Annotated in this window: 24 protein-coding genes; 10 read left to right on the top strand and 14 right to left on the bottom strand. The window is 24.3% G+C overall.

Annotation, left to right across the window (positions count from 1 at the left end; translation table 4 throughout):
• Window positions 1–7: 7 nt before the first annotated feature.
• A complete protein-coding gene (locus AACL05_RS03510) occupies window positions 8–466 on the top strand; it encodes a hypothetical protein (protein ID WP_338986270.1) in 459 nt (152 codons plus the stop codon).
• Between the two features lie 12 nt (window positions 467–478).
• Here AACL05_RS03510 and AACL05_RS03505 read toward each other — a convergent pair whose 3' ends face one another.
• Window positions 479–1,429, bottom strand: a complete 951-nt coding sequence (locus AACL05_RS03505) for an IS30 family transposase (RefSeq protein ID WP_338960236.1) — start codon at window positions 1,427–1,429, stop codon at window positions 479–481.
• A gap of 141 nt (window positions 1,430–1,570) precedes the next feature.
• Between AACL05_RS03505 and AACL05_RS03500 the strand changes: the two genes are divergently transcribed.
• The 8 genes from AACL05_RS03500 to AACL05_RS03465 all read left to right on the top strand — a co-directional run bounded on the left by AACL05_RS03500 (window position 1,571) and on the right by AACL05_RS03465 (window position 7,982).
• A complete protein-coding gene (locus AACL05_RS03500; RefSeq protein WP_338986268.1) occupies window positions 1,571–3,760 on the top strand; it encodes a hypothetical protein in 2,190 nt (729 codons plus the stop codon).
• Window positions 3,761–3,769: 9 nt separating this feature from the next.
• On the top strand, window positions 3,770–3,943 hold the full coding sequence (locus AACL05_RS03495) for a hypothetical protein (RefSeq protein ID WP_338962692.1): 174 nt from the start codon (window positions 3,770–3,772) through the stop codon (window positions 3,941–3,943).
• A 16-nt stretch (window positions 3,944–3,959) separates the two neighbouring features.
• On the top strand, window positions 3,960–4,445 hold the full coding sequence (locus tag AACL05_RS03490) for a hypothetical protein (RefSeq protein WP_338960942.1): 486 nt from the start codon (window positions 3,960–3,962) through the stop codon (window positions 4,443–4,445).
• A gap of 4 nt (window positions 4,446–4,449) precedes the next feature.
• Window positions 4,450–5,244 (top strand): hypothetical protein, encoded by a 795-nt coding sequence (locus AACL05_RS03485; protein WP_338962689.1) that lies wholly within the window; start codon window positions 4,450–4,452, stop codon window positions 5,242–5,244.
• A 17-nt stretch (window positions 5,245–5,261) separates the two neighbouring features.
• Window positions 5,262–5,639, top strand: a complete 378-nt coding sequence (locus tag AACL05_RS03480) for a hypothetical protein (protein ID WP_338962688.1) — start codon at window positions 5,262–5,264, stop codon at window positions 5,637–5,639.
• Window positions 5,640–5,644: 5 nt separating this feature from the next.
• The gene (locus AACL05_RS03475) at window positions 5,645–6,103 is read left to right on the top strand and encodes a hypothetical protein (RefSeq protein ID WP_338986267.1); all 459 of its coding nucleotides are present in this window, start codon (window positions 5,645–5,647) and stop codon (window positions 6,101–6,103) included.
• A 90-nt stretch (window positions 6,104–6,193) separates the two neighbouring features.
• A complete protein-coding gene (locus AACL05_RS03470; RefSeq protein WP_338986266.1) occupies window positions 6,194–6,424 on the top strand; it encodes a hypothetical protein in 231 nt (76 codons plus the stop codon).
• The gene (locus tag AACL05_RS03465; protein WP_338986265.1) at window positions 6,408–7,982 is read left to right on the top strand and encodes a hypothetical protein; all 1,575 of its coding nucleotides are present in this window, start codon (window positions 6,408–6,410) and stop codon (window positions 7,980–7,982) included. The genes AACL05_RS03470 and AACL05_RS03465 overlap by 17 nt, the downstream gene beginning before the upstream one ends.
• Here AACL05_RS03465 and AACL05_RS03460 read toward each other — a convergent pair.
• The 13 genes from AACL05_RS03460 to AACL05_RS03400 all read right to left on the bottom strand — a co-directional run bounded on the left by AACL05_RS03460 (window position 7,881) and on the right by AACL05_RS03400 (window position 14,262).
• On the bottom strand, window positions 7,881–8,804 hold the full coding sequence (locus AACL05_RS03460) for a hypothetical protein (protein WP_338962684.1): 924 nt from the start codon (window positions 8,802–8,804) through the stop codon (window positions 7,881–7,883). The genes AACL05_RS03465 and AACL05_RS03460 overlap by 102 nt on opposite strands.
• Window positions 8,805–8,815: 11 nt before the next feature.
• Window positions 8,816–9,874, bottom strand: coding sequence for a hypothetical protein (locus tag AACL05_RS03455; RefSeq protein WP_338986264.1), 1,059 nt, complete (start codon window positions 9,872–9,874; stop codon window positions 8,816–8,818).
• Between the two features lie 2 nt (window positions 9,875–9,876).
• The gene (locus AACL05_RS03450) at window positions 9,877–10,068 is read right to left on the bottom strand and encodes a hypothetical protein (RefSeq protein ID WP_338962681.1); all 192 of its coding nucleotides are present in this window, start codon (window positions 10,066–10,068) and stop codon (window positions 9,877–9,879) included.
• A 9-nt stretch (window positions 10,069–10,077) separates the two neighbouring features.
• A complete protein-coding gene (locus tag AACL05_RS03445; RefSeq protein ID WP_338960392.1) occupies window positions 10,078–10,275 on the bottom strand; it encodes a hypothetical protein in 198 nt (65 codons plus the stop codon).
• Window positions 10,276–10,277: 2 nt separating this feature from the next.
• Window positions 10,278–10,652 carry a hypothetical protein gene (locus AACL05_RS03440; protein WP_338962680.1) on the bottom strand — a complete coding sequence of 125 codons (375 nt, stop codon included), beginning with the start codon at window positions 10,650–10,652 and terminating at the stop codon, window positions 10,278–10,280.
• An 11-nt stretch (window positions 10,653–10,663) separates the two neighbouring features.
• A complete protein-coding gene (locus AACL05_RS03435; protein ID WP_338962677.1) occupies window positions 10,664–10,918 on the bottom strand; it encodes a hypothetical protein in 255 nt (84 codons plus the stop codon).
• Between the two features lie 22 nt (window positions 10,919–10,940).
• Complete coding sequence (locus AACL05_RS03430) at window positions 10,941–11,147, bottom strand: hypothetical protein (RefSeq protein WP_174480363.1); 207 nt, start codon at window positions 11,145–11,147, stop codon at window positions 10,941–10,943.
• A gap of 1 nt (window position 11,148) precedes the next feature.
• Window positions 11,149–11,382: a hypothetical protein gene (locus AACL05_RS03425; RefSeq protein WP_338962675.1), complete on the bottom strand. Its 234-nt coding sequence runs from the start codon at window positions 11,380–11,382 to the stop codon at window positions 11,149–11,151.
• Complete coding sequence (locus AACL05_RS03420; protein ID WP_338962672.1) at window positions 11,382–11,630, bottom strand: hypothetical protein; 249 nt, start codon at window positions 11,628–11,630, stop codon at window positions 11,382–11,384. The genes AACL05_RS03425 and AACL05_RS03420 overlap by 1 nt, the downstream gene beginning before the upstream one ends.
• A 2-nt stretch (window positions 11,631–11,632) precedes the next feature.
• Window positions 11,633–12,487 carry a hypothetical protein gene (locus tag AACL05_RS03415; RefSeq protein WP_338962669.1) on the bottom strand — a complete coding sequence of 285 codons (855 nt, stop codon included), beginning with the start codon at window positions 12,485–12,487 and terminating at the stop codon, window positions 11,633–11,635.
• A gap of 216 nt (window positions 12,488–12,703) precedes the next feature.
• Window positions 12,704–12,907 carry a hypothetical protein gene (locus AACL05_RS03410; protein ID WP_338962667.1) on the bottom strand — a complete coding sequence of 68 codons (204 nt, stop codon included), beginning with the start codon at window positions 12,905–12,907 and terminating at the stop codon, window positions 12,704–12,706.
• Window positions 12,908–12,966: 59 nt separating this feature from the next.
• On the bottom strand, window positions 12,967–13,242 hold the full coding sequence (locus tag AACL05_RS03405) for a hypothetical protein (RefSeq protein ID WP_281748222.1): 276 nt from the start codon (window positions 13,240–13,242) through the stop codon (window positions 12,967–12,969).
• A 231-nt stretch (window positions 13,243–13,473) separates the two neighbouring features.
• Complete coding sequence (locus AACL05_RS03400) at window positions 13,474–14,262, bottom strand: rolling circle replication-associated protein (protein ID WP_338986263.1); 789 nt, start codon at window positions 14,260–14,262, stop codon at window positions 13,474–13,476.
• 529 nt (window positions 14,263–14,791) lie between these two features.
• Between AACL05_RS03400 and AACL05_RS03395 the strand changes: the two genes are divergently transcribed.
• A complete protein-coding gene (locus tag AACL05_RS03395; RefSeq protein WP_338960498.1) occupies window positions 14,792–15,211 on the top strand; it encodes a hypothetical protein in 420 nt (139 codons plus the stop codon).
• The last annotated feature ends 147 nt before the right edge of the window (window positions 15,212–15,358 follow it).

Raw genomic sequence — 15,358 nt, 5'->3', positions numbered from 1 at the left:
AATGGGAATGATACCGAAAATAAATCATCAATTAATTAAAACTGTATGAAAAAGTACAGGGGAAATTGAGAAAGATTTTACACAAAATAAAGATTTACAATTTCGTGTATGTCCTTTTACCGTTATTTTAGGTGCTATAAATTCAACAGAAACGGGATATAAACCACCAACTAGTATTCCTAATGATTATACTAGTTTTAGTAAAATCTTTACTGGAAGAGAAGCAATACAAGCAGTATGAGACCATTCTTATTATCCTATTCAAAATAAAGATAATCCAGATGAAGCATATAAACAATTACAAAATGGTGATGTATTTTATGGAAATATTTTAAGTGACCAATTAGGTATTACTTATTCAGCAACTCCAGCAAATAATGCTTTTATTCAAGAACAAGCAATTAAAAATGTAGTAATTAATATTCCAAATGAAAAAAAGAATTTTAATTTTATTGCTAAATTGTAAAGGTAAGTGCAACTAAATTATTTTTCTATCCAAATATTCGATTGGTGAAAGATAATTTAGTATTTTTCTTGGTCTTTGGTTTAAAGACAATATAAATTTATGAACTTCATTTTTATTAGTTTTTGAAAAAATAAATTTTTTAGGAAATTTTTCTCTAATTAAACCATTAGTATTTTCATTAGTACCTCTTTGTCAAGGTGAATATGGATTGGCAAAATAAATTTTTATATCTAAATTTTTTTCAAGTTGTTGTCAATTTGAAAATTCTTTGCCACGATCAAAAGTAATAGTTTTAACAATGTTTTTAGGAAGAATTGATAAATAATAACTAACATTTTTATTAATAACTTTAGTAGTTCTGTTTTTAACTAATATTGCTAAAGTAAATCGTGATACTCTTTCAACTAAAGTTATTAAACATGATTTGCTTTTACCTCGTGATGATACTATAGTATCTCCTTCTCAATGACCAAGTGTTATACGATCATTAACATTTATATCTCGTTCTTTAATTGATTTACCATTAAACTTGCCACGATTTTCTTTAGATTTTCGTTTTTTACCTTTTCTTCTTAAATTTTTACTAGTAACTTTATCAAGCATTCCAAAATAAATTCAAGTATAAATTGTTTTAAAACTAATAACTCACTCTTTATGAAAATTTTTAATTCTGCCATAAATTTGTTCAGGTGATCAACCTAATAGTAATTTTTGTTGTACATATTTTACTAAATTCTTATTTTTAAACTTATGAAAACTAATATGTGATTGTTTTCGATTTTCAGCTTTATTTTGTGCAATTAATGAAAAATAATGATTATTATCTTTATTTCTATTAATTTCTCGAATAATAGTACTAATACTTCGATTAAGATTTTTAGCTATTTCACTAATTTTAAATTTAAATTTCAATTGATTCTCAATATAAATCCTTTCATCTATGCCAAGATGTTTATAACTCATATAAAAACTCCTTACTTTTTTCTAAACTAAATTTAGCATTATGAAATTTTTATATGAGAATTTTTTGCAATTTTATTTACTTGCACTTACAAGTATAACTCAGCTATTAATAATATTGTTTCAAATTTATATAAGTTATATATGATTCCAGAAATTAATAAAGCTATAAATACTGATAAATCAATTAAAGTTGATAGACAATGATATATTCTTGAAGTTGCTAGTAAAACTTATAATAATGAAAATAAAGAATTAGCGTATATTCAATGTACTTTTAGTAGTTTAAATGATAAATTAGCACATAGTGGATTAGCAATTAATCAATATGTACAATTAGGTGCGCCTGGCGACCCCGTAGCATTACCAGCATTAGATGAAAATAATAATATTATTTTAGATGATAATTATTTAACGCCATTACCAGTAACACATTGTCAAATATCTTTTTATGGTTCAGTAAAACCTATTAGTATAGCATTATGAGGAAGAGATATTGATAATAATCCTATTAATACTAAACAACATAAATATCGCCAATATCCAAGTAAATTATTATTTCCATGACAATATCAGTGTAGTACATATGACCCAGTAAGTTTTCAAGCATTACCAGAAACAAATTATGTATTAACTGTTCAAGGACAATCAACTATGGATGGTTATAATGAATGAAGAAAAGAAATATCACCATTATATGATGATGGTGCAACCCGACATTATGAAGGTCATTTACTTACTAATTTAGAAAAAACTAAAAATACTAATAAAGTTGATGTTTCAAATAGATTAGTAAATTATTGAGATAATAATTTTTTAAATGGTGCAGAAATTGAAGATTATAATTATGCAACTGCGGGTAATCCATATTTTCAATATTATAATAAAAATAATAAAAAATTTATTGGTAATACTCATTATAATATGAATAATAATAAATTTAAACAATTAAATACTATAAATGCTTTACATTATTTTATTTATAATCCTATTAGTGAAATACCATTAACAGTACGAGAAACTATTAAAATTAATCTTAATACTATTCCAGTATTTGGTTCATTTATGAATTTCTTTGTTGATGGTTTAGATATTGGTGCAAAGTTAAGTAGTAACTTGTTAATTCCACAATTTAATTACATAAATGGTTTAATATCTGCTGAATTATATAATTTTTATACAACATTATTATATTCAACACCCCCAACTGGTAGTCCTATTCCCCTTGATATGTTTAGAAATGATACTCCAGATGCTATACAAGCAGTTGCTGGAACAGCAAGTCATATGACATCATTTACATTTAATTTAACTGATATGATTAATTTACAAAATTTTGATATTAATGATGGAAGTATTTCTTCACAAGGAATTTATGATACTGTAAATTTAGTTCAAAATGGTGCTGGTGGTAAAGATACAATTTCATTATTAGCAAAAGAAGATAGTTCAATTCCATTATTAAATGCTCCAAATTTTACTAATAATAATATAGTTAAATGAGCAATTGATATGATTGATATTAAAGTTGTAGGTAAAAGTAATTTTAAAATAACATTTTATTCAATGCCAGATAATAGAAATGGTGCTGTTAATGATAATTTTAGTATTTGAAGTGGTACTTATCAAACAGTTGGTAAAGCAAGTAATAATAGTAAATTAATTCAAAATACTTTTATTTTAGCAAATAATACTTTTAAATTTGACAAACCATTTAATTATCCACAAGCAATACACCCACCACCATTAATAGAAAGAGCGCATCCTATATTTATTGATTTAAGTAATCAAAGTCAATATGGAATTAATAATAATATTAATCCTAAAAATTTTGGTCAATCTAATCAATATCAAATGAAACCAATTATTTTAGAAGATGTTAAAGGTAAATTTCATAATAGTATTGGTATTTATGTAAATCAATATGGTTATGATAATATTGATAAATTTAAAGAAGATTATGAAAGTATAACATTTAATTTTACTATTAATATGAGTAATTTATTTTATAATAGTGTTTCTTTCGATACTTATACTAATTCTAAAAATTGATTTACACCTATTAAAATAAATTTAAGTGATATTGGTAATTTACCAGATAACCAAAATGATACCGCTCTTTTTCAAGACAATGATAATACCTATAACAATGATTCTGGAAATCATAATGATAGTAATAATAATTGAACATTTAATGTAAATAATCATGGAAATATACCCAATCAAACTGCTTCTTTAACAAGTGCAGAAAGATTAAATAAAATATATATTAATGATTTATTATGAACAAATGATAATCCAAGTAGTGGTCAAACCATTCCAAGTTCTACTTAATTTAAAATAATGGCTTTTAAAACAAAAGCATATCAAAGTCAAAAAGATAATTTAATTGTTATTGAATATCAATTTATAACCACATTTACTATTCGTGACCCTAAATTACCAAATAATAAAGAAAATGCCAATTGAAATCTTCAAACTACATCATTGGTAATTAATCCAAAAAGTTCAACTTAGAAAGGTGGTGGTAATTATGTTAAATGAAAATGAAATGAAAGAAGGTAATAATATGGAAGAAAAAGAAAAAGATGAACAAGAAGAAACTAAGGAAGAAGAAGTAAAATCAGAAGAAAATACTGAAAAAGAATCTGAAGCTGAATATAAAAAAGAACCAGAAACTGAAGAATCTAAAGAACCAACTTTAGAAGATAAATATAAAGAATTAGAAGAAAAATATAATGCTTTATATAAAGAAAAAACTGATAAAGATAGAGAAATTAGACATTCAGAAAGTTATAAAAAATATGATTTATCACAAGAAAATATTAATTTATTAAAAAGATATCTTGGAGATAAAGAAGATATTGATAAAGAATTATCATTATTAAATAAAGATTTTCCACATTTATTTAATAAAAATAAAGATACAAATATTAGTAATTCTTTAGATGTAAAAGATAAATTTAAAGAAGAAAAAGATGATGAAGTAGATACTAGAAAAATAGGAATGGTAGGTTAAAAATATGGCAATTATTACAACACAATCAACAACGATTAATGACCCAAGTAATCCAACTGGTAAATTAGATTTATCAGTTAAATATATTAAAAATTTAAAAGTTTTATTATCAAAAAGAGTTGCATTAATTAATGCAACAGTTAAAAATAGAGAACAATTAGATGCTGGTACTGCTATTTATAATATTACTAAAAGAAATCTTACAGATGATTATGATGCTGGTGCTGGTGCTAATGATTTAACAGCAACAAGAGTTGAACAAATTTTATTAGATAAAAAGAAACAAATAACTTTTGAAGAAGAAACACTTGATTTAAAAAGATTAGGTGCAAGATATGAAGATGGTAATGTTCTTGTATCAGATAGTTTAGCATCAAGTTGAATTGATGCAAAAGCAAAATCAGTTGAAACATATTTAGTAGCAAAATTATTAGCATTAGCAGTTAAAACAGCCAAAGATAATGGAATTATTAATATTGCATTACCAAGTACACCAAAAATAGATGATTATAGAATGTTATTATGATTAAAAATATCAAATACATTAGCAACCTTAAAAGCAAGAATTACTGATGAATATATCGGTACAGATGAAGAAAATTATACTTTATGAGTATCTAGTTTCTTTAAACCATTAGTATTATTATCAACTACAACTTTAGGTAGTGATAGTGCTTCACAAGCATTAAAAGATGGTAAAATTGTAGAAATTGGTGGTATTAAAATTGTAGAGTGTCCTTGATTAGGTAGAAATTATCCGATTGCAACTATTGATAAAAAGAAGGATTTAACTTTTTAGGATGTGATGCTGTATTAGTGCATAAAGAAGCATTAGCATTTCCATTTAATCGTGGTCAAGATAATATTTTTGTTTTACAAACTAATGGTAATGTTAAGAATTTTCATAAGTTTTTAGTTTCAGAAGGTAAAGCATTAAGACCAGATTTAGTTAAAGGATTTACAGTTACTTCAAGTATTGATATTGCAACAGCAATTGAATTTACTAATTTAGGAAAAATAACTATGGCTGGTGATACTCCAACAGCAGATGAAGTAGAAAAAGCAGTTATTGCTAAAAATCCTAATTATCAAAAAGGTAATGCTAATTTTTCAGATTTAACAGCAACAAGTGCTAATGTTGAAGGTAAAACTTTATATGATGGTTCTTTACAAGTAACTTTTACAAAGAAGTAATTTAAATGCCTATTATATTATTGTTAAGAATGATATTAGAAACTGCTGTTAGTGATATACAAACTGCTGAATTAATAGAAAAATTTAAAAAAAGTAATTCATTATTTAATAGTTTTTTAAAAAATCCAGCGGGAATATTAAAAAATCAATTAATGTCAAAAGTATTAGGACAAGGTAAATCTCAAAAAGAATTATCTGAATTTCAACAAGTTTTACAAAAATTAACTAATTTACCAGTAATTCATAAAAAAATAATGACACATATTACTAATAATAATATTGCTAAATTACAACATATTCAAAAACAATATTTAAATGGTAAGTCATTAATGGATAAAGGTAAAGAAATAATAATGAATTCTTTAACTGAACAAGATTATGACAGTATGATTGGAGTTTATGTAAATCTTTCAAGTTCTGCTCTTGCTGGCGGTATATGAACTCCAGTAGTACAAGCACAATAAGGTACTTATGGTATTGCTACATTAACATATAGAACAAATTTAAGTAAATCATATGATTATTTTAATGTTTCAAGAGAAACTTGAATTGATATGTGTAAAGCAACTGGTGCTTATGGTCATGGTGCTAATAAAATATTTATTAATCAATATTTAGGTGGAGTTCGTAAAACAAGAGAAGAAATGAATGCTACGGTTAGAAAAAATGTTAGTCAATTAAATAGAGCAGTAACTAAACCTAATAAATCAGTTATTAGTACAGTTAATAAATCACAAGCAGTACAAGGATATGGAAGGTATAAAGATTATGGAAAACAAAAATAATATTGATTGAAATGTAAATTTAAATTATATTACAAAAGATGATTTAAAAACTATATATGGTTTTATACCAGATGCAGACCAAACTACTACTGATAATACTAAAACTGATTTTACTATTATGGCAATTGCTATTTCAAGTGAAAGAATTAATACTATTACTGGTAATCAAATTGAAGTAATAGGATTTAAAAATCTTAATGAAACTCAACAACAATTAGTTAAAAGAGCAACAGCAAGAATGACTATATATTATTTAACTGATGGAATGGCATTTATAAGAAGTTCAGTATCTATTAATGGTAATGGTTTATCAAGTAGTATTAGTCCACCAAGTGAACCAGATTATGTATTAATGGAAGTATATAATTTATTACAACAAGCAAATTTACATACACCAAGAAAAGCAATTAATAATAGTATTTCATGTAATACAGATAATTTTAATACACCTAGTATATTTGATGAAAGTAATAGAAGAGTTATTACTTGAGATTCTGGTAATAAAACATTTTTACAAAAAATGGGAATAATTGAAGGAACTGGTATAAAAATAGATGATGTAAGTGATACTATACCTAAATTAAAAATTCATGTTGATAGTAATATTGATTCATTATGAGAAGTAAATAATGAAAATCCTAATTTTATTAAACCAAAAGATTATAAAGGTATTGATGTTAATGGTAAAAGAATAATTGATGTTGGTACACCTACATTTTTAAGTGATGCTACAACTAAAGTATATGTTAATAATTTATTAGAAAAAAAACAAAATAAATTAATTGCTGGTGAAAATATTAAGATTGATGAAAAAACTAATACTATTAGTGCTACTGGTGGTAAAGTAGATTTATCTGATTATTATAAAAAAGAAGAAATAGATAAAAAATTAGAAGATACAAAATCACAATTTCCTATTGCATTTCAAATAAATGCTATTGGTCAAGAAATTCCTAATTTAGAAACTACTAATAAAACTATTGTTGGCGCTATTAATGAATTAAAAGAAAAAATAAAAGATAAAAAATTTTCAAATGATTATTTTAAATATAATACTGAAACAAATGAAATTGCATTAAATGATGAAGAAAATTCATTACTTTGTAAAGATTTATTAGAAAATAATGAATATAAATTATTAAAAACTCAAAATAAAAAATTATTACAAGCCATTAATGAAATATTAGAAAAACAACCAACTCCAACTCCAAGTATAAATAATTGAAAAGAAGTAGGAACAAGAGAGAAAAATAAATGAGATAATTGACAAATTACTTATGATTTTCAAGACAATAAACATTATAGAGTTTATTATTCTTGAAGTATATATAATCCAGTTTATACTATTCAAGTATATAGGGGCTTTGCCCCTAGTTGCTTCGCAACTCACCCCAGTGGCGTAAACGCCACGGCCAACCAACCAAGGTTCTGGTTGGCTACGACCAATAATATAGGTTTACTCTATTTTAACATCTTTCTTATTTTTCTTAGAATATTTATTTCTATAATAACAAGCACGGCATACAGTATTTTCAATTTCTTTCTTTTCAGTTTGTAATATATTATCCAACTTATCTAATCCTACTGCTCTAATATCATCAACAGTAAAATCTAATGCTTGTGATTGTTCATAGTTTTTAACAATACTTAATTCACTCTTTAAAGAATGAATATAATTTAAAGCACGACTATTATATCTTTGTAAATAAGACCTAGGAAATCATAAACTAAAAGTCATAGTTTCACCACTATAACTAGGTGGTAATCCACCATGTTTAATTATTCGCTTTGTTTGTCTTTTAGATAATACAACTTTATTATAATCATCAACATTAGTATAAATATTTAGTTTAAACTTAACTAAAAATAACAAAATACGCATTCTTTTAACTTGCACAATATATTCCACTTTTTCACGTGCTTGTTTTAGTATTCTATCGGGGTGTTGTTCAATCATATACATAATTCCATTAAAATTATGACCTATTAATTTACAAAACATTCCTAAACTTTCTTGTGTTTCTTTAAATTCGGGTGATAAATCATTACTATTAATTTTTAAACCTAGTTCATCAAAAACAAGCATATCATTCTCTTTAAAAGCATAATTACTATTTAATTGATTAAATTTAAAAACATCATCATAAGAACAACGATAACTATATTCATTACGTACTTTAATAGGAATAGGACTTACTACCCTACCTTTATGTTTTTGTGCTAAACAACAAGCAAGGGCAGATTTACCAGTACGTGGTGGTGCTGAAATAATATAACTACCTACACGTTGTAATATCTTTATATTTTTTCTAGTTATTAAAAATGGATAAAGCATTATTAATAATATAACTCCTAAAAGTAAATAACCATATCAAGGCATTATTTCAACTCCTAACCAATTAAAAATCCAACAGCTTTTAAAAATACTCATAATGTTAAAACTTGTTCTAAACCACTAGTAAAATCAACATTTAAAACAGAACTAATAGTATCATCAAAAATACGTCTCAATAATCCGTCAAGTTTAGTAAAAAATTCTCTTAATGGTTCAACTGGTAAAACTTTACCAACAACACCATATAGTACTCACCTAAAAGCATTACGCAAATGACCAAAAACATCATATCAACTAACACGTTCATACTCAGGGTTAAAAGGACTATTTGGTGGTACTGGCGTAACTTTCTCACTTGAAAAAATATTAATTTGACCAAAATTTAATTGTGGTGAAAAAGTTGGTCTAGTTGATTCACCATGAACATCAAAAAAAACTGTTAAATGTCTTAAATTTGGAACACGAATAGGCATAGTAACAAAATTATATAAATCTTGCTGATAAATATCATTATCAACTTTACCTTTAAAAACATATTTTGTATCACCAACATTATCTAAAAAACTAAAAACAAAATTAGCAGTAAAAGTTTTAAAATATTCATATTCAAAATAAAACATAAAACCTTGAATATAAAAACTTAAAGGTTTATCAATTTCAAAATTTAACTGTGTTTGAAAATTTATAATTCTTTTACCAGTATTAACAAAATTTAAATTATTAGTATTATTCTTTGCAACATAATTATGATTAAACATGATACATGAAAATTCATCTAATTGTTTTCTATTAAAAGTATAAACACCAGTTCCCATATCTATCATTTGTGACGGAACACCAACTGTATCACTATAATAATAACATGTATAAATACCCTCACCATTTCCAATAAATTCACCACTAACTAATTTTAAATTCGGTTGGTCAACATCAAAATAAGCAGAATTTCAAGGAATAGTTGCTCAATCATCAAAATCATGATATTTAACATGTTTAACCATTTCTTTTGTAATATCATAATTAACAACATTAGGGTCATTTGAAGCAATTAAACTAGTCGGCGCTTGAAAAGAAGTATTTACAACAAAAAATAATTTAGCAAACTTAAATCACATAATTATTTACCAAATAAACATTTTAAAATTCACCATCAACCATAAAATAAAACAAATCCAATAAAAAACTGTGTTCCATAAACTACTAAATTTCATAAAATATTAGTAAAATTGTCAACTGGATTACCTATAAACATAGTTCAATAATCAACAATACATTGATGTATTTTATTGTAAATTTCTAAAACACTCATAACTAACACCTATCCAAATAATGACCTAAAAATAAATTTAATACTACGATAAATAAAATTAAAAAATACACCTAATACTAACCAAAAAGTCAAATTAAACAAAATATAAACTTCATCAGTAATATTAGTTTGATTTAAAAATATACTAATATCATTACTAGAAAATATAAAAATAAAATGCAATATACTAAGAACAAAATTAGACATAATTAATCACCAATACCAAAGTCACGAGTTGAACTACCAGTAAACTTATTACCACCAGCACCACCTTTAAACTTACCTTGTTGTTTATTTCTTGTTTTTACTTTTTCAACGCGTCTTTGATAACTCTTAGCAATTTGTTGACCAGTACCAACACCCAAAGAAACAGAACTTTTACCAATGAACTTAACAACATATCCTAAACCTAATGTTGGTAATATTAATTCGGGTAAAATAACCCTAAATGCAAATCTAAGCAAAATTAAAAATATCATTAACGTACCCAAATTAAAGCCTAAATCACCAAGTGGAAAACTAAAAAACTTCATAAAAATTGAAGCAAATAATTGCATAACTGTTGTAATAAAAGGTATAAACATAATTTCACATCCTAATGTCTTGTAAATCTAAATAATCCCAAAATTAAATAAAATACAAAACTAACATTTATTAAAGCAAGAATAGGCAAAGGTAAAGTGTATAAACTATCATAAAAAAACGACTTAATAAAAAGTGTCACAGTATGTAACCCAGCAAAAGAACTTAAATACTGCATATAAATAGTTTGTACCAATGTATTAACAACCGGTAAAAGTCTACCTAATAAAGGTAAACCAAAAACCAAACTAAAAAATAACTTTACCATTTGCTTACTTCCTTTCTAATTACTAATGTGTTCCATGAATAATATGTCCCACAAATTGTTTGATAAACACTAATACCATAAATACAATTGAAATTAACACTGGTCAATTTGTAAGTGTTCCACCATCGCCAGTAGTAAATACTCAACCAAAAATATAAGTAAAAGCATTTAATAATTGTTGGCCAACACCACCAATCATATTTAATAATGCTGATAATCCAGCAGGCATATTAATCACCTCCTTTCTCTAATTCTCTTTGTTGTTTTTCCATTTCTAATTTACGTTTCTTCTTTTCAAAATCTTTACGACAAAAAATACAATCAGGCTCACTATCATTCTCCTTTATATGTTTTCTATGTTTATATTTTTCTATACCTTCACGTATTCAATTTCTGCAAAACCAAAGAATTAAACAAAAACCACCAATATATAACACATATTTTATAATTTCTTTCATATCCATTATTTATCACTTCCTTTTTTTCTTTTTTTTAAAAAATCAATTAAACTAAATAACTCATAAAAAATTACTAAAACAAAAAGTAAAATATTAATGCCTAAATCTAAACCAATAAAAAAATCAAAATTACCATTTATAATATTATGTATTTCAGCAACAGTTCAAACCATAGAAAAAAAACCAACAATAAAACAAAAAACATGAAATTTAGGAGTGTCATACCACTTTTTTTTAATTTCTTTATTTTCCATTATTAAACACCACCTAATGTATAAGCATAAGAATAATCTCAATTTAAACTTGCTCTATCTAAATTAATCTCAGACATACTATCATCATTTAAATCAACATCAACCATACTGTCATCTGTACTTTGATAATCACTAACACTGCCATTAATTAATCTTGCTCTTTCATCAGTAAATACTTCTTGCATTTGCATAACATTATTAGTATTTTCAAAAGGTAACAATAAAGTATTGATAATTTCACTTGCACCAGCAACTATTGTAGGAATAGCAAAATAATTATTAAAATCATTATTTATACCCAATGCTACACCACTACTAATCAAACATCCACCAGTAGCCATATCACAAATTTTTCTTACAAATTGAAATCTATTAGGTATTAATTCACTTAATCCACTAACAACATTTGCTATACCAAAACTGCTTAAAGATAAATATGTATCTCAATCTACAAAAGGCATATCAACTATTGGTTTAGGTGTTGGAGTAGGAATTGGTGGTTCAGTAGGACAAGGTGGCCAAAAACAAGGTTCATCTCTTAATAAAGAAACTGACTTATCTACATACTGAACAAACTTGGCATAGTTAATTAAACCAATAGTCCCTAAACCTAAAAATATCTTTTTATAACTATTAATAACTTTATTTCTAGTAGTAGGTCTTTGATTAATATTCCATATATCAATTCCTAACTTTTTACTAAATAACAAAGAATTAATACTTCCCAAAATTGGATTTTTTAAATATTGACCATAATAAGCACTAACTCCTACCATAGCACTTAATGGACTTAATCCAGTTCTTAAAATTTTAGTTAAAGTATAATTACTAGTTTGTTCTAATTCATTAATAGGCATAAATAAAACTCCTTACTTTATATACTAATAAGGAGCTTATTTATGAATTATAATCTAATCCATTGGGGCTTAATGAAAAATATATAATCCATATATAAGCCCTTATTTAATTTTTACTTATTTCTTTTATTCTCTTTTCTTATTCGTTCCATTTCATTAGCAACTCTATAACACATTTCACAACCAAATACTCTTTCATAAGTTCAATCACTACACTTATGTTTCATAATTTAACTTACTTTCTTGCTGTCTCATTGATTTATTTAAAGCAATATCTAATATACAATTTGGACAATAATATTTTCTAGTATATAAATTTTGCAAAACTCTTTTAGGACAAATAACTTGGTCACAAAGTTTACACATATAAATCGCTAAATGAAATGCTTGCTCACATGAACAATTATCATTTTTAACCATAATTTAAAATTAACTCCTAACATAAAATAATTATTTAAAATTACCCTTTTAATAAATAACTATTTTCAATTAGAAAGTTTTTTAATATTACCGCTTAAATCAAGTTCAAGTGAATAAAAATTACCAACTTTTAAATCAACAGTAGATAAACAATTATTAAAATCACTAGCAAATTCCGGATTATATCATTTATCACGTGTTTGACCAGTTGGCACGCTTGTTTGTTTATTTATTTCTACAAACTTCAAAACATCAAACTTTAATGTTTGACCTTTATTATTTTTATCGGGAATAATACGCCCTTTTTCAATATTAACTAACTGTACTTTGAACATAAAAAAAACTTAACCTCCTTAGCAAACGGTTAATTAAAACCAAGTTAAGATGTGGGTAAAACCATCTTAGTTATAAATATACAGATATTTATATATATTTCAAGTAAAAACAAAAAAAATGCCAAAATAAAGTAAGGCCTGCTAAGGTAACTTTAAATTATTTTGACAATAACAATTATATATATATATATATATATATACAAGTAAAAATATAGAAAAAATAGTTTTTTTCTAGTGTAAAACTTTTTTCTTAAAATCTATTATTTCAACTTTATTACCAAAAACTTTATCTACCCAAGTCAAAACATCTTTATCTCTTTGAATTAAATAACCTATTTCACTAGTTCGTAAATAATGTTTATGCGATAAAGCACTTAAATATACATATTTTTCATAATCTTCATACTCTTTAAAATAATCATTAACAACAGTACTTTCAATAATACCACCAATCATAACAGTATCACCACTACTATCTCTTTGAGATTTAAAATAAAATACATTTGTTGCATTAAAACTTGCTTTAATTATATCTTGAATTCTCATTTTTTTAATTCCACGAACTACAATAGGATTTTTACAATTACGACTAAAAGCATAAGCCTTTATACCTATGTCTGCTTGATTTAAAGACTTAACATCATCTAATGCTTTTGTAACATATTTACCTAAATATTTAATAACAAACTCATTTGTACCTTTTTTAACAACAATTAACTTAATACCTTGTTTCTCAGCATGTGGTCATCAATCAATTATCATACTATAAGGTATTTTACGATTAAACAATATATGAAAATGTACTGCTCCACGTTCTTGATATTCATAAACATAAAAATGTTTTAATTCACCTAAATATTTAGCACGTTTAGGGTCATTTCATCATTTCTTTAATTTAAGAAAAAATAAACGAATATCTTTTTTTGCTTTTCTAATATCTTGCATATTATCTTTATAAGTTAAAGTAAGAAAACTTAACATTTGACTATCATAAAAATTATGTAATGCTTTTTGTATCAAATTAGTTTTAGTACGAGAAGTATTATTTCTTAATTTCTGTTTATTACCAACATAAGATTTACCCCTAATATTTCCAACATTATTTAAAAAAGAAATAGATAAAACAACGTTTTTAACATAAGAAACATAAAAACCTTTTTAATATAAAAATCTTGTTGAGTATCCATATAAAAAATCCTTAGCAACACTATTATAAAAATAGCAAATTTTATATTTTAATAACAAACAAATTTTAACATAAAAAAATATAAAAGCAAACACAAAACAAAAATTGTCATTATTTAGTGATAATTTCCTATTAGTTATCGAGTAAAAATTTCCCAAAAATATTTATAAAAAAATAAATTATTTTGGAAAGTTACAGTGTTAAATAAATATAAACACGAATTCCAAATAAACGTTAAAAATTTAGCTTTAAATTTTGATTTGCGAACTTTTTTTTGTATAATTTAATTAAGTTTAATATAAGTTTTTAACTCATTGTTTTAATTTCAAAGTAAATGAGTTTTTATTTTGAAAGGATGAAAAAATGAATAAAAATTTACAAGAAGAATATGAATGAATTAATAGAGAATTGAAAAAAATAATTATTAATAAAAATCAATTTACTCCAGAAATTATTAGTAATAGAGTTAATTTAGCTCAAACTACTATTGTTGATATTAATGAAAATTTAAAAAAACAAAAGATTAGCAAATTTAAAAAAATTAGTTATTCAATATTGAAAATATTTACTTTTGGAAAAATTGATAAAAATAAAATAATTAAAGAAAAAAATGATTTTTTTATAAAAATATCAAAAGAACTTTTTGGAAATATTAAAAAAGTAAAAGAATTATATATAAGAAAATCAAATAGTGAAATAAATATAGATGTTAATAAAATTAATAATGTAACTTTAAATAATTTATTAATAAATCCGACTAAATCAAACTTACCACAAATGTAAAAACGAGAGATTGCAATTACAATTTCTTTTATATTTAAAATCAATTTTAGAACACCAAATTTGCTCATACGCAAACGTTTTAAAATTTTATATGGTTTAGTATTTATAAAATTAAATATCTTATAAAATAGATTTTTAATTTTAATT

This window comes from Spiroplasma endosymbiont of Thecophora atra, assembly GCF_964019735.1.
GTDB classification, from domain to species: domain Bacteria; phylum Bacillota_I; class Bacilli_A; order Mycoplasmatales; family VBWQ01; genus Spiroplasma_E; species Spiroplasma_E ixodetis_A.
The sequence above is the reverse complement of the archived record's forward strand: the minus strand, read 5'-3'. Positions and strand labels throughout refer to the sequence as shown.